17 protein-coding genes are annotated in these 23641 nt (G+C 73.0%); 4 read left to right on the forward strand and 13 right to left on the reverse strand.

The annotated features are described in order from the left end of the window. Positions 1-9: 9 nt before the first annotated feature. From ABZ478_RS25270 to ABZ478_RS25290, 5 genes are read right to left on the reverse strand one after another with little or no spacing between them, the layout of a single operon-like run. Positions 10-2073, reverse strand: coding sequence for an endo-beta-N-acetylglucosaminidase (locus ABZ478_RS25270; protein WP_359552927.1), 2064 nt, complete (start codon positions 2071-2073; stop codon positions 10-12). Then, the gene (locus tag ABZ478_RS25275) at positions 2070-3326 is read right to left on the reverse strand and encodes a glycosyl hydrolase (protein ID WP_359552928.1); all 1257 of its coding nucleotides are present in this window, start codon (positions 3324-3326) and stop codon (positions 2070-2072) included. Before ABZ478_RS25275 ends, ABZ478_RS25270 begins: the two co-directional genes overlap by 4 nt. Positions 3327-3379: 53 nt before the next feature. Continuing rightward, on the reverse strand, positions 3380-4303 hold the full coding sequence (locus ABZ478_RS25280) for a carbohydrate ABC transporter permease (RefSeq protein ID WP_359552929.1): 924 nt from the start codon (positions 4301-4303) through the stop codon (positions 3380-3382). Further along, a complete protein-coding gene (locus tag ABZ478_RS25285; RefSeq protein WP_359552930.1) occupies positions 4300-5196 on the reverse strand; it encodes a sugar ABC transporter permease in 897 nt (298 codons plus the stop codon). The genes ABZ478_RS25280 and ABZ478_RS25285 overlap by 4 nt, the downstream gene beginning before the upstream one ends. Before the next feature lie 5 nt (positions 5197-5201). Then, the gene (locus ABZ478_RS25290; RefSeq protein ID WP_359552931.1) at positions 5202-6491 is read right to left on the reverse strand and encodes an extracellular solute-binding protein; all 1290 of its coding nucleotides are present in this window, start codon (positions 6489-6491) and stop codon (positions 5202-5204) included. Positions 6492-6729: 238 nt separating this feature from the next. Between ABZ478_RS25290 and ABZ478_RS25295 the strand changes: the two genes are divergently transcribed. Together ABZ478_RS25295 and ABZ478_RS25300 are read left to right on the forward strand one after the other, a co-directional pair. Then, positions 6730-7806 (forward strand): LacI family DNA-binding transcriptional regulator, encoded by a 1077-nt coding sequence (locus ABZ478_RS25295; protein ID WP_359552932.1) that lies wholly within the window; start codon positions 6730-6732, stop codon positions 7804-7806. Between the two features lie 232 nt (positions 7807-8038). After that, the gene (locus ABZ478_RS25300; protein ID WP_359552933.1) at positions 8039-9400 is read left to right on the forward strand and encodes an amidase; all 1362 of its coding nucleotides are present in this window, start codon (positions 8039-8041) and stop codon (positions 9398-9400) included. A gap of 120 nt (positions 9401-9520) precedes the next feature. On the opposite strand, the gene ABZ478_RS25305 is transcribed toward ABZ478_RS25300, so the two are convergent. The 7 genes from ABZ478_RS25305 to ABZ478_RS25335 all read right to left on the reverse strand — a co-directional run bounded on the left by ABZ478_RS25305 (position 9521) and on the right by ABZ478_RS25335 (position 19141). Further along, the gene (locus ABZ478_RS25305) at positions 9521-9721 is read right to left on the reverse strand and encodes a hypothetical protein (RefSeq protein ID WP_359552991.1); all 201 of its coding nucleotides are present in this window, start codon (positions 9719-9721) and stop codon (positions 9521-9523) included. 344 nt (positions 9722-10065) lie between these two features. After that, positions 10066-11553 (reverse strand): SDR family NAD(P)-dependent oxidoreductase, encoded by a 1488-nt coding sequence (locus tag ABZ478_RS25310; protein WP_359552934.1) that lies wholly within the window; start codon positions 11551-11553, stop codon positions 10066-10068. A 424-nt stretch (positions 11554-11977) separates the two neighbouring features. Beyond that, positions 11978-13321 (reverse strand): wax ester/triacylglycerol synthase family O-acyltransferase, encoded by a 1344-nt coding sequence (locus ABZ478_RS25315; RefSeq protein WP_359552935.1) that lies wholly within the window; start codon positions 13319-13321, stop codon positions 11978-11980. A gap of 156 nt (positions 13322-13477) precedes the next feature. Next, positions 13478-15799, reverse strand: a complete 2322-nt coding sequence (locus tag ABZ478_RS25320; RefSeq protein ID WP_359552936.1) for a GH92 family glycosyl hydrolase — start codon at positions 15797-15799, stop codon at positions 13478-13480. Between the two features lie 126 nt (positions 15800-15925). Continuing rightward, positions 15926-17146, reverse strand: coding sequence for a glucose-1-phosphate adenylyltransferase (glgC, locus tag ABZ478_RS25325; protein ID WP_359552937.1), 1221 nt, complete (start codon positions 17144-17146; stop codon positions 15926-15928). A 50-nt stretch (positions 17147-17196) separates the two neighbouring features. Next, on the reverse strand, positions 17197-18348 hold the full coding sequence (gene glgA / locus ABZ478_RS25330) for a glycogen synthase (RefSeq protein ID WP_359552938.1): 1152 nt from the start codon (positions 18346-18348) through the stop codon (positions 17197-17199). A 40-nt stretch (positions 18349-18388) separates the two neighbouring features. Further along, entirely contained in the window at positions 18389-19141 is a 753-nt protein-coding gene (locus ABZ478_RS25335) for a (2Fe-2S)-binding protein (protein ID WP_359552939.1), read from the reverse strand. Positions 19142-19372: 231 nt separating this feature from the next. On the opposite strand from ABZ478_RS25335, the gene ABZ478_RS25340 reads away from it, so the two are divergent. Then, positions 19373-20512, forward strand: coding sequence for a DMT family transporter (locus tag ABZ478_RS25340; protein WP_359552940.1), 1140 nt, complete (start codon positions 19373-19375; stop codon positions 20510-20512). Here ABZ478_RS25340 and ABZ478_RS25345 read toward each other — a convergent pair. Further along, the gene (locus ABZ478_RS25345) at positions 20502-21794 is read right to left on the reverse strand and encodes a transglycosylase family protein (protein ID WP_359552941.1); all 1293 of its coding nucleotides are present in this window, start codon (positions 21792-21794) and stop codon (positions 20502-20504) included. The genes ABZ478_RS25340 and ABZ478_RS25345 overlap by 11 nt on opposite strands. A 273-nt stretch (positions 21795-22067) precedes the next feature. Between ABZ478_RS25345 and gndA the strand changes: the two genes are divergently transcribed. Next, complete coding sequence (gndA, locus tag ABZ478_RS25350; RefSeq protein ID WP_359552942.1) at positions 22068-23507, forward strand: NADP-dependent phosphogluconate dehydrogenase; 1440 nt, start codon at positions 22068-22070, stop codon at positions 23505-23507. The last annotated feature ends 134 nt before the right edge of the window (positions 23508-23641 follow it).

The raw sequence follows: 23641 nt of genomic DNA on the forward strand, positions 1-23641 counted from the left end.
ACGGGCGGGCTACCAGGTGTGGGTGACGGTGACGGGGGCCGAGGCGTTGTACAGCTCCCCCAGGGCACGCAGTTCGAATCGTGCGGCCGCCTCTCCCTGCTCGGGTCGCAGACCGGTGGCGAAGTGGGCGCGCTGGCAGGTGCCGCCGAGGAAGCGGCGGGTGCCGTCGGGCAGGAGACGGCGCAGTTCGTAGTGGCGGACCGGGGCCCCGTGGGGCGCGGTGTTCCAGGCGAAGCGCAGGTCGCCTCCGGTGGCGGCGGTGATCCGCAGGGCGGTGGGTGCTGTGGGGGCCTCGGCGGTGTCGCGCACGGCGACGCGGCCGAGCCGCCAGCGCACGGGGCCACCGCCGGGTGCGGTCAGGCGCACGCCGAGGGCGTGGACCGTGCCGGACAGCCCGGTGAGCCGCACCGTCGAGGTCTGCCAGGTGCCGGCCTCATCGACCGCGTTGACAGCATGAGCCCGGTCGACCCAGTTCACAGGCTTCACCGGGCGCACGGGCAGGTAGGTGTACGGCGGAGGCGTACCGGGGCCGTCCGGTTCCGCCGTGGCGACGGCCAGCTCGACGTTCACACCTCCAGCGTCGGCCCGGTGCGTCAGCTCGACAACCGTGCCGGCGGTGACCGGCAGCAGGGTCGCGTACAGGTCCAGTACCGCGGGCTCGTCGAGCTCGCCCGCCACCAGCACGCTGCTGCCGCCCCGCCACGCGTCGCCGAAGTCGAGGGAGACGTCCGGGCGCCGCCCCGCCGTCCGCACCACCCACCGCCGCGACGGCAGCCGGTCCTGCAGCCCGAGGTGGTTCCACGGCGCGTCCGAGGTGACGGCGCCCTCCTCGTACCAGCGCAGCCCGTGTCCGGTGTTGAACACGCTCGCGAACGGCACCGAGGTCACCGTCGACCGGTCCGCCACCGACACGGCCGGTGCCCGCCAGGGATCGGTGCCGTCCGGCCGCGCGGGGTCCAGTGACCGGCCGGTCCAGAAGCGGTCGTCGGCCGCGTGGAAGTCCTCGGGGGCCCGCCGGTCGGCGGGCAGGTGGTTGCGGGTCCACTCGGGCCGGTAGAAGCCGATCGAGGTGATGTGCGCCTTCGTCGTCGGCACGATCGCGTCCCAGTTCACGGACGAGTCGGACCCGTTCGACTCGACGTCGACACCGGCCCACAGCTCGTACGGATCACGACCCAGCTGCCCGGCCCGGGTGGCGGAGGCGGCCAGCGAGCCCGCGCTCCACCGGAAGTCGACGAACATGTCACCGGCGGCCCGGAAGAAGGCCTGGTTCCGGTCGTTCAGCGCGCCCTGCCAGCTGACCGCCCCGTCCACGGTCATCGCGTCGTACCATGTCACCCGCTGGCCCTTCGCCGCCGCGAGCCTCTTCAGCTCGGTCACGAAGTCCAGCATCGCGGTCCCGAGGGCGCTGTCCCCGCCGCCCGTCTCGGCGTTCAGGAACCAGCCGTCGAAGCCGTACGCGGCTGCCACCGCGACGAGTTGGGCCGCCAGCGGATGACGCCCCGAGGCGTCCTTCTGGACCAGGTCGCGGGTCCAGCGGAGCTGCCCGCCGTAGGCGGCGGGCGGCAGGAAGACGTTGCCGAGGACGGGTACGCCGTGCCGGTGGGCGGCGTCCACGACCGGCGCGTTCGGCGCCAGGATCAGCCCCTCCCCCGCCGAGCCGCCCCAGAACACCAGCTCGTCCAGGTAGGCCCAGTGGGTGAGGGCGTAGTAGTCGGCGGTGGGCGACCCCTGCGAGGGGTTGGCGGAGGTGGGCCCGAAGGAGACCAGGGCCTGGACGCGGGCCTGGCCGGAGCGGGCGGTGGTGTTGGCCGGGGTCGGCGTGAAGCGGGCGGCGAGCGGCACGGACGCCGCGTTGAAGGCGAGGTCGGGGTCGTCGGCGGCACGCCAGGCCTTCAGGCTGCGCCAGGTGACGCCGCTGCCCGGGCTGCCGGAGGGCAGGGAGTCCGGGTACCAGTAGGAGGCGTACGGCGCGGTGGCGGCCCTGGTTCCCGGGGCGGCCAGGGCGGGGGCGGCCGGGAGCAGGGCCGCGGCGGCGCCGGCGATCAGGACGGTGCGTCTGGTGGGGTTCACGAGCAAGCGTCTCCTTGTGGGGTGGGGAGTACCTGGTCGGGAGTGACGACTTCGGTGATGCCGCGCGCGGCGAGGTGTTCCTTGTCGTCGGCGCGGGTGTCGAGGACGGTGGTCGGGCGGGCGCCGTCGGCGACGAGCCGGAAGAAGGCCTCGAAGACGGGCCCGCCGGGGGCGCATCGGGAGCGGCGGCCCGGGTCGGCGGGTACGACGAGGGCCGTGGTGCGCACCGCCGGGCGGGTGCGGGGCCCGCGGGCGGCCGCGGCCAGCACGCGGGCGATGTCCTTGGGTCTGCGGTCGTTGGTGAACAGGCCGAGTCCGTATTCGAGTTCGGGGAAGTCGGCGAGGTCACGCGAGACGTCGTACGAGCACCACCAGGTGATGCCCCAAAGGTCCGGGCAGTCCAGCGCGCCGGTCACGGTGGCCTCGGCGAAGGCGGCGGCGTGCTCGGCGGCCACCAGGGGCGCCGGTGCCCCGACCTCCTGCAGCCAGACCGGCCGGTGCGGCTCCTCCGCCCAGGCCTTGCTCAGCTCGACCAGGTAGGCGGCGTGGTGCTCGGCGGGTACGGAGGTGCGGCCGTGGCGCTGCGCGGTGCCGTTGAACACCCAGGAGTGGACGGCGGTGACGGCGCCGAGCCGGGCCGAGTGCCCGGGCGTGAAGGGCTGGTCGTCCTGGTACCAGGCGGCGTCGTAGGAGGCGTGCAGATGGAGCCGGTCCGGGGCGCCGTCGGCGCAGGCGGCGAGCAGCGTGCTCAGCCACCGTTCGGCCTCCCGCGCCGTGATCCGGTCGGGGTCGGGGTGGGGTCCGGCGGCGAACTGGTTGACCTCGTTGCCGATGGTCATGCCGATGAAGTTGGGCCGGCCGGCCAGTGCGGTGGCGAGGGTGCGCAGGTATTCGGCCTGGCCGTCGACCACGTCCGGGTCGGTGAAGAGGTTGCGCCGGTGCCAGGTGCGAGTCCAGGCGGGCAGGAAGTCGAAGCTGCTCAAGTGGCCCTGAAGGCCGTCCACGTTGACGTCCAGGCCGCGTTCGGCGGCGGCGTCGGCGAGCGCCACCAGTTGCGCCACGGCGCGGGGGCGGATCAGGGTGCGGTTGGGCTGGAAGTAGGGCCACAGCGGGAAGACGCGGATGTGGTCGAGGCCGAGGTCCGCGATCGCGTCCAGGTCGGCGCGCACGGTGTCCAGGTCGAAGTCGAGCCAGTGGTGGAACCACCCTTGGCTCGGGGTGTAGTTGACGCCGAAGCGCACGGCAGGGGGCATACGGTGTCCTTGCGGTGGAGTACGGGCGCGGCGGGCCTTCGGTGGCGGTGTGGTCAGCCCTTGACGGCTCCCTCGCCGACCCCGCGGAAGAAGTACCGCTGCAGGCAGGCGAAGAGGGCGATGAGCGGGGCCACGGCGATGACGGTGCCGGCGGCGACCAGCCGTTCGTCGTTCGCGAAGGTGCCGTGCAGGTAGTTGAGGCCGATGGTCAGGGTGAACCTGTCGGGGTCGCTGAGCACGACGAGCGGCCACAGGAAGTCGTCCCAGGCGCCCATGAAGGCGAAGATCGCGACGACGGCGAGGGTGCCCTTCACCGCCGGCAGCGCGACGCGCCAGAACCGCTGCCAGACGTCGGCGCCGTCGACGTAGGCGGCCTCCTCGATCTCGTACGGCAGGTTGCGGAAGGCGTTGCGCATCAGCAGCACGTTCATCGCCGCGACGGAACCGGGCAGCACGACGCCGATGAGCGTGTTGTTCAGGCCGAGTTCCCGCATGGTGGTGAACTGGGCGATGATGATGCCCTCCACGGGGACCAGCATCGCCAGCACGAAGGCCAGGGTCGCCGCTTTGCGGCCGCGGTAGCGCAGGCGGGCCAGGGCGTATCCGGCGAGTGCCGACCCCGCGCAGTTGGTCACGACGCTCGTGGCGGCGACCTTGAGCGAGTTGAGGGCGTAGTCCCAGACGGGGATGGTGTGCGCGACCCGCGTGTAGTTGTGCAGGGTGGGATGGCGGGGCAGGAACCGCGGCGGTGAGCCGAAGATGTCCTCGGTGGGGCCCTTGAGGGACGTGGAGAGCTGCCACAGGAAGGGGCCGACGGTGAGGGCGAGGACGGCGAGCAGCAGCACGTAGCGCAGGACCAGCTCGGCGGGCCGGACCCGGCGGCCGTGTTCGTCGGTGACCCGGGGGGCCCGGGTGACGGCCGGGCGGGCCGGGCCGGGTGTGCGGTGCGTGCGCGCCGCCTTCTCCAGGACGCTCATGTCTCCTCCCTCCGGTCGGCGCGCAGCACGAGGAGCATCAGCGCGACGGTGACGGCGAACACCACGACGGAGAGGGCGGAGGCGTAGCCGACGCGTCCGGTCAGCCCCGTGCCGGTGCGCTGGACGAGCATGACGAGGGTGGTGTCCTCGCCGGCCGGGCCGCCGCTGGGGCCGGCCATCAGGTACACCTCGGAGAACACCTTGAACGCGGCGACCGAGGAGAGCGCGGCGACCAGCACCATGGTGGATCGCACGGCGGGCACCGTGACCGCGAAGAAGCGGCGGACCGCTCCCGCGCCGTCCACGGCGGCGGCCTCGTGCAGTTCGCGCGGGACATTGGCGAGCGCCGCCAGATAGATGATCATGTAGTAGCCCATCCCCTTCCACACCGTCACCGCCATGGCGCTGAGCAGGAGCAGCCACTGGTCGCTGAGGAAGCCGACCCGCCCGATGCCGACCGCCTCCAGCAGGGAGTTGACCAGGCCGCGCTCGTCCAGCAGCCACACCCAGATCAGGCCGACGACCACGATGGAGGCGACCACCGGGGTGTAGAAGGCGGACCGGAAGAAGGTGATGCCGGGGATGTCGCGCCGCACCAGCAGCGCGAGCAGCAGCGGCAGGATCACCAGCGCGGGTACGACACCGGCGATGTACAGGAAGCTGTTGCGCAGGCCGGTCCAGAACATGTCGTCGTGGAGGAGCTCGCGGAAGTTGGCGAGGCCCACGAAGCGCCCCGGGATCAGGGTGCGGCGGTCGGTGAAGGAGTTCACGACGGTCGACACGAAGGGGTAGAGCACGAAGGCGCCGGCGATCAGCAGCCCGGGGGCGGCGAACAGCCAGGGGCTGCTGGGCAGTTGCCGCCGTATCCGGGAGGTGGTGGAAGGCGTGGCCATGCTGCTCAGCCCTGCTGCTTCAGGAGCCGGTCGCAGGCCTTGACAGCGTTGTCGAGAGCCGTCGCGGGACTCTCCTTGCCCTGGAGCGCCTTGGCTACCTCGTTGCGCAGCGCGGTCTTCATCTGCTCGCTGAACAGCACCGGCGTGTAGTTGACGGCCGTTTTCAGCGACTTGGCCGCGGCGACGCGTACCCGCGTCTCGTCGGTGCCGTCCTCCTTGCTGAAGTACGGGTCGTCGAGGGAGCCGGCGGTGCTCGGGAAGATGGCGCCCTTCTTGGCGAAGGACATCTGGTTGCGCGCGTCGGTGACGAAGTGCGCGAAGGCGACCGCGGCCGGGGTGTGCTTCGTACGGGAGTTGACCATCACGCCCATCACGTACATGTTGGCGTGCCCGGTACTGGTGATCTGGTCGGTGATCCCGATGTTCTTGTAGAGGCCGGGCGCCTGCTTCTTGAAGTTGCCGAGGTCCAGGGCGCTGCCGGGGTTCATGGCGACGGCCTGGGTGAGGAACTTCTTCCCGGAGGACTCCGGGGTGGCGGTCAGCGCCTGCGGGTCGAGCGCCTTGGCGTCGTAGAGCCGCTTGTACTCGGTGAGGAGTTCGACCCCCTTGGCGTCGTCGAAGGCGAAGCCGGTCCCCTCCTTGTTCATCAGCGGCACGCCGTACCGGCCGAAGTCCTCGATGGTGGGCACGTTGGCGAGCGTGGCGACCTTGCCGCCGGTCTTCTCGGCGATCCGCCGGGCGTCGGTGAAGAGGTCGTCGTACGTCTTCGGCGGTGCGCTGGGGTCGAGTCCGGCCTTCTCGAACAGGGCTTTGTTGTAGAAGAGCGGCCCGGTGTTCAGGTACCAGGGGAAGGCGTACGTTCCGTCGAGCCCCGGCACCCGGTGGCCGGCCCAGGCCCCGGGCAGGTACTCGGACCTGTACGTGCCCGCGGACTTGTCCAGATCGAGGGCGAGACCGGCCTTGGCGAGCGGGGCGACCAGGTCCGGGGAGACGTTGACGACGTCGGGCAGGGTGCCGCCGGCGGCGTCGGCGCTGATCTTGTCGGCGTAGCCCTCGGCGGGCTGGTCGATCCACTTCACACGGGTGCCGGGGTGCTGCTTCTCGAAGTCCGCGATCAGGCCCTCGAAGTACGGCTTGAAGTTGGCGCGCAGGTTCCAGGTCTGGAAGGTGATGTCGCCCTCCACCTTGCCCGAGGCGTCGGTCGAGCCGCCCTCGTCCCCGCCCGAGCCGCAGGCGCTCAGCGGCAGGAGGAGGGCTACGGCGGCGGTGGCGAAGGTTCTGCGGGAGATGCGCACGGCGACTGGGCTCCTTTGCAGGGGGGATGTGGCAGAAGGTGCCGGGCCAGACTGTGCCCAGCGTTTGCGGGACGCGTCAATGGATTCGACTCCGCTAAAGTCATTAGTGACTCAAAACCCCTGCTCAGAAAGGCGCTTGCCACCCATTGCCGCCGATCACTAATGCGCTTTAGGGTAAGTGGACTCAAGCGCATTAGCAGTTGGCCGGTACCGGGCCGTCGAGGGAAGGGGCACAGCGTTGCCGGAGAAGCGATCACCCGCGCGCCGGCCGACGATGAAGGACATCGCGCGCCGCGCCGGAGTCTCCGAGAGCGCGGTCTCCTTCGCCCTCAACGGCCGCCCCGGGGTCTCGGAGACCACCCGCGCCCGGGTCCGCCGGGTCGCCGAGCAACTGGGCTGGCGTCCCAGCACGGCGGCCCGCGCCCTCTCCGGGGAGGGGGCGGCCACGGTCGGTTTCGTGCTGGCCCGGCCCGCCGACACGCTGGGCGTCGACTCCTTCTTCCTGCACCTCGTCTCCGGCATCCAGGAGGTGCTGGCCGAGCGCCACCTGGGCCTGCTCTTCCAGGTGGCGCCGGACGTGACCGACGAGTGCGCGGTGTACCGGCGCTGGTGGGCGGAGCACCGGGTGGACGGCGTCCTGGTCGTCGACCCGCGGGCCGAGGACCCGCGCCCCGGCCTGCTGGACGAACTCGGCCTGCCCGCCGTGGTCATCGGCGGCGCGCCCGACGTCCGGCATCCCGGCCTGTCCACGGTCTGGGCGGACGACGCCGGCGCGATGGCGTCGGTGGTGGACGAGTTGGCGGCGCTGGGGCACCGCCGGATCGTGCACATCGCGGGGCTGCCCGGCCTGGCGCACACTCAGCGCCGGATCGCGACCCTGCGCGCTGAGGCGGAGCGCCGTGGCCTCACCGGGGTCCGCTCGGTGACCACCGACTACTCCGACACGGAGGGCGCCGCGGTGACCCGCCGGGTCCTCGGCGGCTCGCCTCCCCCGACCGCGCTGATCTACGACAACGACGTGATGGCCGTTGCGGGTCTGGCCGCGGCGGCCGAACTCGGCTTCCGTGTCCCGCGGGACGTGTCGGTGGTGTCGTGGGAGGACTCGGCCCTGTGCCGCATGGTCACGCCGCGGCTGTCCGCCCTGTCCCGCGACAGCGCCGAGTTCGGCCGGACCGCGGCGCGGGAGCTGATGGCGCTGCTGGACGGTGAGCCGACGCGCTCGGTGGGTGTGCCGGTGCCCCGGCTCACCGGGCGCGGCAGTACGGGGGCGGCGTCCGCCTCCCGCCCCGACTCGCCGACCGCACGGACGACTTGAGGCGGCGAGGCGGAATCAGGGGGCGGCGGCTGCCGCTGGTGCTTCGGGCGCGGTGGCGGCGAGGGACGCGGGCGAGGACGGCCCGGTCGGCCCGCTCGCCCCGGACCGCACGAGTCGGCGCCGCCGACGGCCGGGGCGCCGGCTCCTTCCGGCCTCTCGACGTGCCGCGTCCGAGCGTGCACAGTTCTCCCTGCGCGCCTGATTCATACCGACGAGTAGCCAGGGAGTGCCCGTGACCAGCTGGGCCGGCCGGACCGCCGCCGACATCGCCGCGGCCGTACGCGAGAAGGACGTCACGCCGCGACAGGTGGTGGCGGAGCACCTCGCGCGGATCGAGCGCCTCGACGGCCGGATCGGGGCCTTCCGCGCCGTGCGGGCCGAGGCGGCGCTCGCGGAGGCGGACGAGGTGGGGGCGCGGGCCGACCTGGCCGGGCTGCCGCTCGCCGGGGTGCCGGTAGCGGTGAAGGACAACCTGGCGGTGCGCGGCGAGTCGCACCGCAACGGCTCCGCCGCGACGCCGGACGAACCGGCCGCCGAGGACCATGTGACGGTGGCCCGGCTGCGGGCGGCCGGCGCCGTGGTCGTGGGCCTGACCAACGTGCCCGAGCTCTGCGTCTTCGGCACCACGGAGGGCGTCCACGGCACCGCCCGCAACCCCTGGGACCCGGCCCGCACGGCGGGCGGCTCCTCCGGCGGCAGCGCGGCGGCGGTGGCCGCGGGCCTGGTGCCGCTGGCGCTGGGCAACGACGGCATGGGGTCGCTGCGCATCCCGGCGGCCAACTGCGGGCTGGTCACGCTGAAGGCGGGGCACGGGGTGGTGCCGGCCGGGATCGGCAACGGCGACTGGTTCGGCATGTCGGAGAACGGCCCGCTGGCCACCACGGTCGGGGACCTGCGGCTGATGCTGGCGGTCCTCGCGGACACCGGGTTCCCGGGGCGCGCGGAGCAGAAGCCGCTCAGGATCGCCGTGGCCCTGCGCAGCCCGCTCGCCGGGGTGAGCGTGAGCAGGCCGTACGCGGCCGCGGTCCGGGAGGCGGCCGGGGCGCTGGCCGGGGCGGGCCACCGGGTCCGGCGCGCGGAGCCGCCCTATCCGCTCTCCCTCGGCGTGACCTCGCTGCGGCACTGGACGGCGGGTACGGCGGTGGACGCGGAGGGCCTGGACCCGGCGCTGCTGGCCCGGCGGACCCGGGTGCACGCGGCCGTGGGCCGCCGCTTCGTCCGGTCGGTCCGCTCCGGGGACCAGCGTGAACGCCTGCGCGCCCGGCTGACCCCGTTCCTCACCGAGCACGACGTGCTGCTGACCCCGGCGCTCGCCCGTCGCTCCCCCGAGGCCGCTCCCTGGCACGAGCGCGGCTGGCTGCGCAACATCCTGGCGAACACCGCCTACTCGCCGTTTACCCCGCCGTGGAACCTGACCGGCTGGCCGGCGATGTCGGTCCCCTTCGGCACCCTGCCCTCGGGCGCCCCGTGCGCCGTCCAGCTCGTGGCGCGGCCGGGCCGGGAGGCGGATCTGCTGGCACTGGCGGAGGAACTGGAGACACTGCGCCCGTGGGCCCGGACGGCACCGCTGCCTGACGCGGCGGACGGGGTCTGACCGAGCCGTACGGGGTGCGGCCGGGGCCGGCTCCTGCGGCCAGGAGGGCCTCCCGGATCGGTATGGGCGTGAGCCTGTCACGCCCATACCTGCGGTGACCAGCGGGTTCCGGCCCGGCGGTCAGTCCACGCTGGGCAGGATGTGGGGTTCGGCGAGGTCTTCCTCGTAGCCCGCGAGGCGGATGGGGGCGGAGCGGGCCCACACGTCGAGGCTGCCCAGCTCGCCGTGCCGCCGGCCGGCGCGCTCGCCGCGTTCCTTGGGGCGTTCGTCGAGATTCGTCTTCTCCGGTGTCACCGCGCACTCCTTATGTGTCGGGCTCACCCTCGGGGCATACCGCACAGCTGCGCTCCGGCACTCGTGCCCGCTCGGGTCTGGATGGAAGGCCAGTTCGGACGCGGTGGCGCCGGTACGGACGATGGGTGTGGGTGGGACCCGGTACTGCTGTCCGCGCCTTCCAGATTAACCAAATGAGCGGACTGCCGCTCGATAGGGAGTGCAAACAAGGTGTAACTCTTGGGAGTCACCCGACCCCCCAATGCCTCTCAATATGCAGCTAACTGCCACAAACCGCAGCGCTCGATGACCTAAACGAATCACCCACTCGGCCTATCGGGCGAACGAGCCTTCGAGTCCGAGTGGGTGCTCCGGTTGCCGAGCGAGCGGGTTCACCACTTACCGGGCGCGTAGTCCTTCATGAAGACGCCGTACAGGTCCTCGCCCGCCTCACCGCGCACGATCGGGTCGTACACCCGGGCCGCGCCGTCGACCAGGTCGAGGGGCGCGTGGAAGCCGGCCTCGGCCAGCCGCAGCTTCTCGTAGTGCGGACGCTCGTCGGTGATCCAGCCGGTGTCGACGGCCGTCATGAGGATGCCGTCCGTGTCGAACATCTCCTGGGCGCTGGTCCGCGTCACCATGTTCATGGCCGCCTTCGCGGCGTTGGTGTTCGGGTGCCCGGCGCCCTTGTAACCGCGGCTGAAGACGCCCTCCATCGCGGAGACGTTGACGACGTAGGCACGCCCGCGGCCCGCCCGCCGCGCCGCCTCGGCCATGGCCGGGCGCAGCTTGCTGATGAGGATGAACGGCGCCGTGTAGTTGCACAGCTGCGTCTCCAGCAGCTCCACCGGGGAGATCTGCTCGATGGTCTGCACCCAGGTGTTGGTGTCGACCACGTCGGGGACGAGGCCGCCCGCGTCGATGGCCGTGCCCTCGAGGTGCCGGGCGACGCTGGCGTTGCCCGCGACGAGGGCGAGGTCCGCGACCTTCTGGGCGTCCAGGCCGCTGGTGCCGACGGGCAGCGCGGCTATGCCGTCGACGGCGCCGGAGTTGAAGGCGCCGATGACGTGGTGGGAGGGCAGTTCGCCGGCGGGCAGCGGCGCGCTCTCGCCGTCCACCAGGGCGGCGTACGCGGAGGGCAGCCGGCGTACGGTCTGCGTCGCGTTGTTGATCAGGATGTCGAGCGGGCCCGCCTCGGCGACCTGCTCGGCCAGGGCCACGGCCTGCGCCGGGTCGCGCAGGTCGATGCCGACGACCTCCAGCCGGTGCAGCCAGTCCGCCGAGTCCTCCATCGCCTTGAAACGGCGGATGGCGTCCTTGGGGAAGCGGGTGGTGACGGTCGTGTGCGCGCCGTCCCGCAGCAGCCGGAGCGCGATGTACATGCCGATCTTGGCGCGGCCGCCGGTCAGCAGGGCGCGCTTGCCGGTGAGGTCGGCGCGGGCGTCCCGCTTGGCCCGGTTCTCGTCGGCGCACTTCTGGCAGAGCTGGTGGTAGAAGTAGTCGACCTCGACGTACCGCTGCTTGCAGACGTAGCAGGAGCGGGGCCGCTGGAGGATGCCCGCGACCCGGCCCTCGTCGGTCTTCGAGGAGGGCAGGATGCCCTCGGTCTCGTCGTCGATGCGCTCGGCGGAGCCGGTGGCGGTGGCCTCGGTGACCGCGCGGTCGTGCGCGGTCTTGGCAGCGCGGCGCTCCTGGCGGCGGCGCTGCTTGACCGTACGGTAGATGTGCGAGGTGGCCCGGCGCACCGCGATCGCGTCGGGGTGGTCGACGTCGAGCCGGTCGAGCTCATCGAGCACGCTCAGGCAGACCGCCAGCCGCTCGGGGTCGATACCGGGTCCGTGGACCACCTCTTCCATGGATGCGTCCGTGGGGACGGCCATGGCTGCCTCCATGGACACGGAACCGTCCTCTGTCACCGTCATCGCGCTGCCGCTTCCCTGATCACCCGCGCAGCGCTCCGACTCGCGCCCGCTTTCGAACGGGGAATTTTACGTAGCGGCACACCCAACGGCCAAACCGCTCCCCCGGACCCCGCCCCCGCTCGCCGCCTCACCCCTGTGAGCTGCGACAACGCCGCTCCCCTCGCCGGCCCCGCGGTCCCGCCCGGCAGCCCTGCGGCCGGCCGTGGCCCTGCCGAGGGCACCGGCGGCCACCCGCGCGGCAGGCTCCGCCGGCGGCCGGCCCCGGTACGGCTCCGCCCCAGTCCGCCGCGGAGGCGGGCCGGGGCGGGGCGGGCCTCGGCCGCACGGGCCGGCGCGAACCCGGAGGCGAAGCCGGACGCGGGGTCCGGCCGGTCGCCGGTCCTCAGGCCTCGCACACCGTGAGCAGGTCCCGCACCTCCTCCGACACCGCGCGGGCGAACACGTCCAGGTCGGGGACGGCCCGGGCATCGGCCACCAGGCCGTAGTGCACGTGGCCCCGGTACGTCGAGATCGCGACCGCCAGCGACTGGCCCGGCGCGAGCGGGGCCAGCGGATACACCTCCGTCAGGTCGTGACCGCCCAGCCGCAGCCCGAACCCCGGCAGCGGCACGCTGGTGACCAGGATGTCGAACCACAGCCGCGCGGCCTGCCCGACCAGCGGCCCCGCGAGCCGGTGGCCGAGGGCCGGTACGTGGTCGGCGAGCAGCGCGACCGCGCCGGCGCCCCGGTTCGGTCCCGCGTCCTTGTTGCGCACCATCGCCGTGCGGACGCTGTCGAGCCGGCGCAGCGGATCGGGGTCGTCGACCGGAAGCCGTATCAGGTACCCGGAGAGCCGGTTGCCCTGTGGGTGCGCGGTACGCGGACGGCGCCGGGAGACCGGGATGAGGGCGCGCGGCGCCACTCCCTCGGTGTCCTCGCCGCGCGCGTCCAGCCAGCGGCGCAGCGCACCGGCGACGACGGCGATGAGCACGTCGTTGACGGTGCCGCCGGCGCTCTTGCGGACCCGGTGCACGTCGTCGATGTCGAGGACGACGCCGGCCGTGCGGCGGGTGCCGCTGGGCGCCGAGGTCAGCGCCGACGAGGGGCGCATGCCGAGGGTGGACCGGGCGAGCGAGGCACCGATGTCAAGGGCCCGGCCCACGTCGGACAGCGCGCCCCTGACCAGACCGGGCATCAGGCCGGGCAGTCTGCGCACGTCGGACAGGACGTCGGAGAGCGGGCCGCGCGGCGGCTCGACCGCCCGGGGGGCACGCTCGGGCAGGTCGACCGGGTCGAGCACACCGGCGGCCAGCTTCAGCGCGCGCAGCCCGTCGGCGAGGGCGTGGTGGAACTTGAACAGCACGGCGAAGGAGACGCCGTCCTCACCGGGCAGCACATGCGCCTCCCACGGCGGGCGGTCGCGCTCCAGCGGCCGTTCCATCAGCCCGCCCGCGACCGCGTGGAAGTCGGCGGTCGGCGCGTGCAGGCGTACGTGGTCCAGCGGATCGAAGTCCGGGGCGGGTTCGCGGGTGGCGCCGCCGAACGCGAGCGGCTGCCAGGTGTCCCGGATGCGCATGCGCAGACCGGGCACGGCGGCGGCGCGGGCGGCGAGCAGGTCGGCCGCGTGCGCGCCCGCGGTGGGTGAGTGCGCGGCGAACACGCCGAGCGCGCCGAGGTGCATCGGGTGCCGTTCGGACTCGATGTTCCAGAAGGCAAGGTCGAGGGGAGCGAGCGGGTCGGAGGTCAAGGCTTGCCTCGCACGTCGACGACGGGGTGAACCAGAAGTCAATCCCCGAGAGGCGATTACGGTCAAGTACGATCGTGCTACGGACAGTTAACGGCGGATTAAGTCCCGCCCCGCCGAGAGGGGCGGGACTCGCGAGACGGCCGAGGTCGGCCGAGGTCACTTCAGGACGGGGGGCGCGGCCGAGGGAGCCGTACCCCACTCCGACGGGTGCGGGCCGACCGTGAACGCGAGCGTGCGCAGGGAGCGCAGCGCGCCCGTGCGCAGATAGGTCCGCGCGTGCGGTGTCCCGTCCGTGCGGACGCCCTGGATGTAGCGCTCGGTGGCCGAGGTGCCGGGGGCGGTCACGGTGAGCCGCCCGCCGGGCCAGTAGCGGCGGTCCAGGGTGAGGTCGACCCGGTCGAACACCGGGGTGGACAGGCCCCAGGTGTCGTAGCCGGGCTGGACCGGGAAGAGCCCGATGGAGGTCAGGACGTTCCAGGCGGACATCGTGCCCAGGTCGTCGTTGCCGGTCATGCCGGTGGGTCCGTCGGTGAACAGGGTCAGCGCCGCGTGCACCACGTCCGTGGTCTTCCACGGCTGGCCGGTGGACAGGTACGTGTAGGGCGCGATGAGGTCGGGCTCGTTCATCGGATTGTACTTGTCGGCGTTGTAGTAGGCGTACGCGTCACCGTGCACCCACACCTCGCGGGCGGTGCGCGCGGGATCGGCCAGCAGCCGGTCGTAGGCGAAGAAGGCGTCCAGGCGGTCGTTGGCCGCGCGCTCGCCGCCGATCAGGCCGACCACGCCGGGGAGGTCGTGCGGGACCAGCCACTGGTACTGCCAGGATGTGCCCTCGTGGAATCCGGGGGCGCGGGCCGGGTCGGACGTGCCGGTGAAGGCGCCGGAGGCGTCGCGGGGGCGGAAGAAGCCGGTGGCGGGATCGAAGACGGTCCGGTAGTTCCGGGCGCGGGCGGCGTAGCGGTCGGCGTCCGCCCGGTGTCCCAGGCCGCGGGCCATCTGGGCGAGCACGGCGTCGGCGAGGGCGTACTCCAGGGTGACGGAGGCGCCGTGGTGATAGTCGGAGTCGCCCATCTTGGCGAGCGGGCGGTTCCAGACGTAGGGCGCGAAGCCGTGCGCGATGTACTCGGCGTTGGCCTCCCGGCCGATGCCCGGATAGCCGGCCGGCGGCACGCCGTCGGCGTTCTTCCTGAGCGCCCGGTAGGCCCGTTCCTCGAAGCCCCTGAGCAGGCCCATCTGATAGGCGGTGGTCAGGAACGGGGTGACCGGGTCGCCGCTCATGACGTTCGTCTCGACCGGCCCGTAGCCCCACTTGGGCAGCCAGCCGCCGTCCTCGTCCACCTGCACCACCGACCGGGCCATATCGCGGGCCTCCCGGGGCGCGAGCAGGGCGAGGAGCTGGGCCTGGGTGCGGTAGGTGTCCCACAGGGACCAGTTCTGGTAGTAGGTGAAGCCCCGCGCCCGGTGGACGCGGCGGTCCCAGCCGAGGTACCGGCCGTCGGCGTCACCGCCGACGTTCGGCGCGAGGAACGAGCGGTAGAGCGAGGAGTAGAACGTGCGGCGCAGCGCGGGGGCGCCGCCCTGGACGCGGACCGTGGCGAGCCGCCGCTCCCATTGCTCGCGGGCCCGGTGCCGCACGGCGTCGAAGGACCGGCCGCCCTCGGCGCGCAGGTTGGCGGCGGCTCCGGCGGCGTCGACGTACGACAGGGCGGTGGTCGCCTCGACGGTACGGTCCCGCGTGGTGTCGAAGCGGACGTAGGCACCGCCGCGGCCGGTGCGCGCGCCGTCGGTGACCTTCGGTCCGTCCCAGGTGCCGTGGGCGGTGAACGGGCGGCTGAAGCGGGTGATGGTGTGGACGGTGTACGGGCCGGTGTCCCGGCAGAATCCGTGTCCGGTGATCTCCGTGCGCACGGTGCGGTCGTCGAGGATCTCGACCTTGCTGCCGCCCGGCCGGTGCAGCGCCTGGGCCGCGTTCAGCAGGACGTTGGCCCGGCCGGTGGCGGGGAAGGTGTAGCGCTGCACCCCGGTGCGCGCGGTCGCGGTGAGTTCGGCGCGGATGCCGGAGTCGAGGCCGACGCGGTAGTAGCCGGGGCTCGCCTCCTCGTGCGCGTGCCGGAAACCCGGGGCGTACTTGGTGTAGTCCGTCTGTGTGACGTCGCCGGTGGTGGGCAGTACGGGCAGGTCACCGCCGATGCGGCAGCCGACGCCGGACAGATGGACCAGCGAGAAGCCGCGGACGCGGTTCTGCGTGTAGTCGTAGCCGGTGTTGTGCCCGGTGTCCGGGGAGAGCTGCACCATGCCGAAGGGCACGGCCGCGCCGGGGAAGGTGTTGCCCTCGTCCTGGCTCCCGATGAAGGGGTTGACCAGGTCGGTGAGGTGGCCGTCGGTCCGCTCGGCGGCGCGTGCGGCGGGGGTGGCGATCAGCGTGGAGGCTGCCATCACCCCGGCCAGGCACAGCCGTGTGCGCCGGGTCCCTCTCATGTCGGATGACCTCCGAAGGTTCGACATCGTTGCCTGCATCGTGGCGGGCGAACGAGGCGAACCCGGGCATTCCGGGAGGGTGATGCGAAACGCGTCGCGGCGACGGGGCCCCTGACGGGGCGTCGGTCAGTCCACCCGCTGTCCCTTGCCCAGGGCGATCACGCCGCCCTTCGACACGGTGTACAGCTCGGCGTCCCGCTCGGGGTTGACCCCGATCGTCGCGCCGGGCGGGACCTCGACGTTCTTGTCGAGGACGGCACCGCGCACCACCGCGCCCCGGCCGATGCGCACGTTGTCGTGCAGCACCGAGCCCTGTACGACCGCTCCCGGGTCGACGCGCACCCCGGGCGACAGCACGGAGCGGGTGACCTGGCCGCGGATCAGGCATCCGGCGCTGATGATGGACTCGCTCGCGATGCCGCCCGCGTTGAAGCGCGCCGGGGAGAGCTGGCCCGAGTGGGTGTAGACGGGCCACTGGCGGTTGTACAGGTTGAAGGCGGGGCGCTCGGCTATCAGGTCCATGTGCGCCTCGTAGTAGGCGTCGAGGGTGCCGACGTCCCGCCAGTAGCCCTGGTCCCGGGTGGTCTCGCCGGGGACGTGGTTCTCGCTGAAGTCGTAGAGCTGCGCCTCACCGCGGGCGGTGAGCTGGGGCAGGATCGAGCCGCCCATGTCGTGCACGGACTGGCTGTCCTCGGCGTCCCGTTGCAGCGCCTCGACGAGGGCCTTGGTGGTGAAGACGTAGTTGCCCATGGAGGCGAACACGCACTGGGGGTCGTCCGCGAGACCGGGCGGATCGGCCGGCTTCTCCAGGAAGCGCCGCACGGTACGGCCGTCCGGGCCGGGTGTGATCACCCCGAAGGAGGACGACTCCGAGCGCGGCACCCGGATGCCGGCCACGGTCACGCCCGCGCCGCCCTCGATGTGCTGGCGGAGCATCTGCCGCGGGTCCATCCGGTAGACGTGGTCGGCGCCGAACACGGCCACGTACTCGGGCTGTTCGTCGTACACGAGGTTCAGCGACTGCAGGATCGCGTCGGCGCTGCCCAGGTACCAGCGCGGGCCGAGGCGCTGCTGGGCCGGGACCGGCGTGACGTAGTTGCCGAGCAGGCTGGACATCCGCCAGGTGGTGGTGATGTGCCGGTCCAGCGAGTGCGACTTGTACTGGGTCAGCACGCAGATGCGCAGCACGTCGGCGTTGACGAGGTTGGACAGGACGAAGTCGACGAGCCGGTAGGTGCCGCCGAAGGTGACCGCCGGCTTGGCGCGGTCGGCGGTGAGCGGCATCAGGCGTTTGCCCTCCCCGCCCGCCAGCACGATCCCGAGTACCGAAGGCCCACCACGACGCATGACGGCTCCCCTCACCCCTGGTTCCACATGGATGCCCCGAGCGGGCCGGACTAAGCCTGCTTGAGGATCTCCTCGTAGAGACCGGCGGTCCGCCGGGCCACCGCGTCCCAGCCGAACTCGCCCACCGCGCGCAGCCGTCCGGCCTCGCCCATCCGCTCGGCGGCCGCCGGGTCGCCGAGCACGGAGTCCAGTGCCCGGGCGAGGTTCGCCTCGAAGTGGTCGTCCACGTCGACCAGCAGGCCGGTGCGGCCGTCGTCCACGACCTCCGGGATGCCGCCGACCCTGGAGGCCACCACCGGCGTCCCGCAGGCCATCGCCTCCAGGTTGACGATGCCGAGCGGCTCGTACACCGACGGGCAGACGAACACCGCCGCCCGCGTGAGGAGTTGGATCACCTCCGGGCGCGGCACCATCTGCGGGATCCAGAGCACGCCCGCGCGGACCCGGCTCAGTTCCTCGTACAGCTCGCGGAACTCCCGGTCGATCTCGGGAGTGTCGGGAGCGCCCGCGCACAGCACCACCTGGGTGCCGGGGTCGATGTCCCGCACCGCGCGCAGCAGATGGGGCACGCCCTTCTGGCGGGTGATCCGGCCGACGAACAGGACGTACGGGCGGGTGGGGTCGACGCCGTGCCGGAGCAGGGCGTCGATGCCGTGGTCCGGGCGGTACAGGGCGGTGTCGATGCCATTGTGCACGACGTGCACCCGGGCCGGGTCGAGCGCCGGGTAGCAGGCGAGGATGTCCTCGCGCATGGCCCCGGACACGGCGATCACCGCGTCGGCGGCCTCGATCGCGGTGCGCTCGGTCCAGCTCGACAGCGCGTACCCGCCGCCCAGTTGCTCGGCCTTCCACGGGCGCAGGGGCTCCAGCGAGTGGGCGGTGACCACGTGCGGGACACCGTACTGGAGTTTGGCGAGGTGCCCGGCGAGATTGGCGTACCAGGTGTGGGAGTGCACGAGTTCGCGGCCCTCGAGGGCGGCGGCGATGGACAGGTCAACGGAGAACGTGCGCAGCGCGTCGTTCGAGCCGTCGAGCACGGACCAGGGGCGGTGCCGTACGACGCCCACGCCGCGGCCCTCGCCCCAGCAGTGCACCTCGAGGTCCACCAGCGAGGCCAGTTCACGGGCGAGGAACTCCACATGGACGCCCGCGCCGCCGTACACGTCCGGGGGATATTCCCGGGTCAGCAGTCCCACTCGCACCCGACAACCCCCTGGTCTCGTCCGTTCGTCGACTTCATGGTCACCCAGATACGGCGCGCGGGGAAGAGCGCGGCGGCCGGGTGAAGCAGCAGTCGCCGCAGACTCCGCCGCCGGGCACCCGGTAGTACAGGCAGCAGCTCCGGCGGCGGAAGGCCGTCACCGTGGTTCGGGTACCGGTGCCGCGCAGGAGCGGATGGGCGAGGAGTTCGTCCGTGAGGACGCGGGCCCGCTCCGCCACGTCGGTACGGCCGTTGGCGCGGGCCCAGCGGTCCAGTTCCCGTGCCGCGCCCGCGAGCGCCGAGCCGGCGTTGCCCCGCAGCAGTCCGGACGCGATCCCGTAACGGCCCCTCAGGGCCACCCCTAGGGGTTCCAGATGGCCGTGCAGCACGGTGTCCGCGAGCGTGGCGGCGTCCCCGGGCAGCGGGCGCACCTCGGTCAGCCACAGGTCCTCGGGGGCGGTGGCGGTCGGGTCCCAGCGCAAGCGCCGCGGGTCGAGGGCGGGCACCCGGCCGTACAGCGCGGCGCAGCCCAGGGCCACGGACCACAGCCGGGCGGCGAGCCCCTGCTGGCTGATGGAGGCGGAAACCCGCGGCTCAGCGGCGCGCAGCCGGCCGGCGACGGTGGCGACCCGGAGGGCCAGCGCGTCGCGTTGAGCCTCCGGCGCCGCCGACGCGTACGTCTCCGCGAGGGTCGCGAGGCCTTCCGGTGCCGGCCCGGCCGGGTCCGCGCGGGTGCGCAGCATGAAGAAGCCGCCCAGCGGGCGGAGCGCGGCGAGTTCGGCGTCGAGGTCCACGGACAGCACTACTACCAGCCCCCGGTAGCGGCTCGGGAGACCGGGTCCGGCCCCCGCCCGCACCCGCCTTGGGGATGATCGGGCCGGGGGTGTACTCCATCGGCAGTAGGACCCATTGCGTGCTCAGGGACGACGACGGGGACGGGCCCGGGCGGGCAGAGTGTCCGCCATGACCGCCGACCGTACGCCGCGCCGGGCCCAGGGGGCCCGCACCGCGCGAAGGAGCCGAAGATGAGCGCCCTCGCGCTGTCCGTGCTGCTGTCGTTCGTCTCCGCCGTCGCCTACGCGGGCGGGGCCATCGTGCAGGAGCAGGTCGCGGTGGCGTGCCCCGACGGATCGTACGTGCCGCTGCGCCGGGCCGGCTGGTGGGCGGCGCTGTCGCTGAACGGCCTCGGCGGCCTGCTGCACGTCGTGGCGCTGGCCTGCGGCCCGCTCAGCCTGGTGCAGCCGCTGGGCGCGCTGACCATCGTCTTCGCCCTGCCCATGGCGGCGCTGTTCGTCGGCCGCAGCGCCGGGGCGGCCGCCTGGCGGGGCGCGGTCATGTCCACGGTGGGCCTCGCGGGCCTGCTGTCCCTGGTCGGCTCGGCCGACGCACGGTCCCTCGACTCGGCCCAGCGGGTGGCCGTCGCGCTGGTCACCGGCGGGGCGGTCGTGGCGCTGACGTGCGCGGGCCTGGCGGTGCACCGGCACCCCGCCGTGCGCAGCGTGCTGCTCGCCACCGCCTGCGGCACGGCGTTCGGCATGTCGTCGGTGTTCACCAAGACCGTCGCGGTCGACTGGAGCGACGGGATCAGCCTCGGCGATCTGCCCTCCCTCGCGGTGATCGGCGCGTTCGCGACCGCCGGGGTCCTGCTGTCCCAGGCCTCCTACCGGGGCGGCGGCCTCGCCGCGCCGCTGGCCACGGCCACCGTGGTGAATCCGGTGCTGGCCGCGGCGGTCGGCATCCTGATGTTCGGCGAGACGTTCCGCCGCGGCAGTACGGGCACCGTGCTGGCGCTCGGCTGCGCGGTGGTGGCCGCGGGCGGCCTGATCCTGCTCACCACCGAGCGGCTGGAGCACACCCCGGCCGCCGCCGGGGCCGGGCCGGCGGAGACGGGCCCGGACGAGGACGGCCTGACCCCTGCGGGCGTGATGCGGGACGGCCCGTCGCCGGCGGGCGTGACGCGGGACGGCTCTGCGCAGGCGGGTCCGGCGCACGTGGTCTCCGCTCACGCGGCTCTGCCGGAGGGCGACTTGGCGCCGGCCGCCCTGGCGGACGTACGGGTGCCCGAGGCCCCCGTCTTCGACGACACGCCGTACGTCCCGCTGTGCGCGAACATCTACGCCCCGCTGCCCGTCCTGAACGCCTACCGCTCGCGGGTCAGATCCTGACGCCGCCGGCCCGAAGATAGGCGATCGGGTCGACGTCGGAGCCGAAGCCGGGTCCGGTCCGCACCTCGAAGTGCAGGTGCGGGCCCGTGACGTTCCCGGTGGACCCGGACCGGCCGATGCGCTGGCCCGTGCCGACACTCTGCCCGGCCCGAACGGAGATCGCGGACAGATGGGCGTACTGGGTGTAGTGGCCGCCCGGGTGCCGGATCACCACCTGGTAGCCGTAGGAGCCGCCCCAGCCCGCGGACACCACGTGCCCGGCTGCGGCCGCCTCGACGCTGGTGCCGGTCGGCACCAGGAAGTCGACGCCGGTGTGGTAGCCCTTCGACCAGTGCGACCCGGCCACGTGGTAGCCGGTGCCGATGCCGGCGTGCACCGGGGCGACGAGCGAGTGTCCGCCGCCCGGCGCCGGATGCCGGGAGGTCTTCTTCTCCGCGTGCCCGGACCTGCTGGGGTGTTCCCGCTGCTTGGCGGGCTTCTTCTCCGCGGGTCTCTTCCTCGAAGGTTCCTTCGTCTCCGGGGACTTCGACCTGGGCTTGGACTTGGGTGTGGTGCCGGTGTGCGCGCGTGTGCCGGACGCCGGTGCGGCGGTGGCGCGCAGGCCGAGCCGCTGGCCCGGCAGGATCAGGTCGGGGTCGGAGCCGATGACGGCCCGGTTGCCCTCGTAGAGCTCCCGCCAGCCGCCCCGGACGTGGTGCTCGCCCGCGATGCCGGACAGGGTGTCGCCGCGCACCACCGTGTACATCTCGGCCCGGCCCGCGCGGGACTGCGGTGTCGTCTGCGGCTTCACGTCACGGACGTCCCGCGTGTCCCGTGTGTCCCATGTGTTCCGTGTGTCCCGTGTCGGCCCGGTCTTCGCCGGGCGGCTCGTGGCACCGTCCGTGTGGACGTCCGGGGCCGCGCCGCCCCGGTTCAGCCCCGCCCGTACCGAGCACACCGGCCAGGCGCCCGGCCCCTGGCCGTCGAGGACGTGTTCGGCGACGGCGATCTGCTGGCCCCGGGTGGCGAGGTCGGCGCGCGGCGCGTACCGGGCGCCGCCGTAGGCCTCCCACGTGGACTGGGTGAACTGCAGCCCGCCGTAGTAGCCGTTGCCGGTGTTGATGTGCCAGTTCCCGCTGGACTCGCAGGCGGCGACCTTGTTCCAGGTGGCCGCGTCGGCCGCGTCGGCGGTACCCGCGGCGACCAGCGGGATCGCGAGTCCGGCGCCGCCCGCCGTGACGGTGAGTGAGGCGCGGTTGATCCTGTTCGGCTGGTACCGGCGATGCCGGCCGCGTGCGGCCATGTCCGAATTCCCCTCGGCATGCGTCAGGAGCGGCAAAAGTAAGCGCCGCGAACAGGCCATGACAAGACGGGAAATCGGCCTCCTGTCCGTCGCAAGTGGCCGGGAACGGACCCTTCTTGACGGCGCCGGCGGCCGCGGTGAGCCGACTGCCGTGTTCCGTGCGTAAACAAGCGTGGCGGGTCGGATGTGCGCTCGCCGAAGCGGCACGTCAGGATGGGCGAGGGTCCGCACCGACGGAGCCGTAGTACACGAGGCAGCTAGGGAGCAGGCGGTATGAGCACTTCAGCGCAGATCGGCGTCACCGGACTCGCGGTCATGGGCCGCAATCTCGCCCGGAACTTCGCGCGCAACGGCTACACGGTCGCCGTGCACAACCGTACGGCGTCGCGGACGCACGCGCTGGTGGAGGAGTTCGGGGACGAGGGCGACTTCATCGCGGCCGAGACCGCCAAGGAGTTCGTGGCGGCGCTGGAGCGCCCGCGCCGGCTGGTCGTGATGGTCAAGGCCGGTGAGCCGACGGACGCGGTGATCGAGGAGTTCGCGCCGCTGCTGGAGCCCGGCGACATGATCATCGACGGTGGCAACGCGCACTTCGCGGACACCCGCCGCCGGGAGAAGGCGCTGCGCGAGCAGGGCATCCACTTCGTGGGCATGGGCGTCTCCGGCGGCGAGGAGGGCGCGCTGAACGGGCCGAGCATCATGCCGGGCGGCCCTCGGGAGTCCTACGACTCGCTGGGCCCGATGCTGGAGAAGATCTCCGCGAAGGCGAAGGACGGCTCCCCCTGCGTCACGCACGTCGGCCCCGACGGCGCCGGTCACTTCGTGAAGATGGTGCACAACGGCATCGAGTACGCCGACATGCAGCTCATCGGCGAGGCCTACCAGCTCCTGCGCGATGTCGCCGGGTACTCCCCCGCCCAGATCGCGGAGATCTTCCGCACCTGGAACACCGGGCGCCTGGACTCGTACCTGATCGAGATCACGGCGGAGGTGCTGTCCCACGTGGACGCGGCCACCGGCAAGCCGTTCGTGGACGTGGTCGTCGACCAGGCCGAGCAGAAGGGCACCGGCCGCTGGACCGTGCAGATCGCGCTGGACCTGGGCGTGCCGGTGTCGGGCATCGCCGAGGCGGTGTTCGCCCGGTCCCTGTCGGGGCACGCGGCGCTGCGCGAGGCGTCCCAGGACCTGGGCGGTCCGAAGCCGTCGCCGCTCGGCGAGGCGGAGGCCGCCGCCTTCGCGGACCGGGTGGAGCAGGCGCTGTACGCGTCCAAGATCGTGTCGTACACGCAGGGCTTCCACGAGATCGCGGCGGGCAGCGAGGAGTACGACTGGAACATCGACCTCGGCGCGGTCTCGGCGATCTGGCGCGGCGGCTGCATCATCCGCGCGGCCTTCCTCGACCGGATCCGCGCCGCGTACGACGCCCGGCCGGACCTGCCCAGCCTGCTGTCGGACGAGACGTTCGCCCAGGAGATCGCCGCGGCGCAGGACGACTGGCGCGAGGTCATCATCGCGGCCACCCGCCAAGGCGTGCCGACGCCCGGCTTCGCGGCGGCGCTCGCCTACTACGACGCGCTGCGCGCCGAGCGCCTGCCGGCGGCCCTCACGCAGGGGCAGCGGGACTTCTTCGGGGCGCACACGTACCGGCGGGTCGACCAGGACGGGTCGTTCCACACGCTGTGGGGCGGGGACCGGTCGGAGGTCGGGGCGTAGCGCTCCGCGCATGTGAGGCGGGGACGGTGGGCGCCGCGGGCGCTACCGTCCCCGCCCCGTTTCCCGCGCCCGTTCTGCGCCCCTTGTCACGCCCCTCTCAGGTCCCGGTGGTGAGGGGCGGGCCGGGTTCCGGA

This window comes from Streptomyces sp. NPDC005706 (genome assembly GCF_040631045.1).
Classification (GTDB): Bacteria; Actinomycetota; Actinomycetes; order Streptomycetales; family Streptomycetaceae; genus Streptomyces.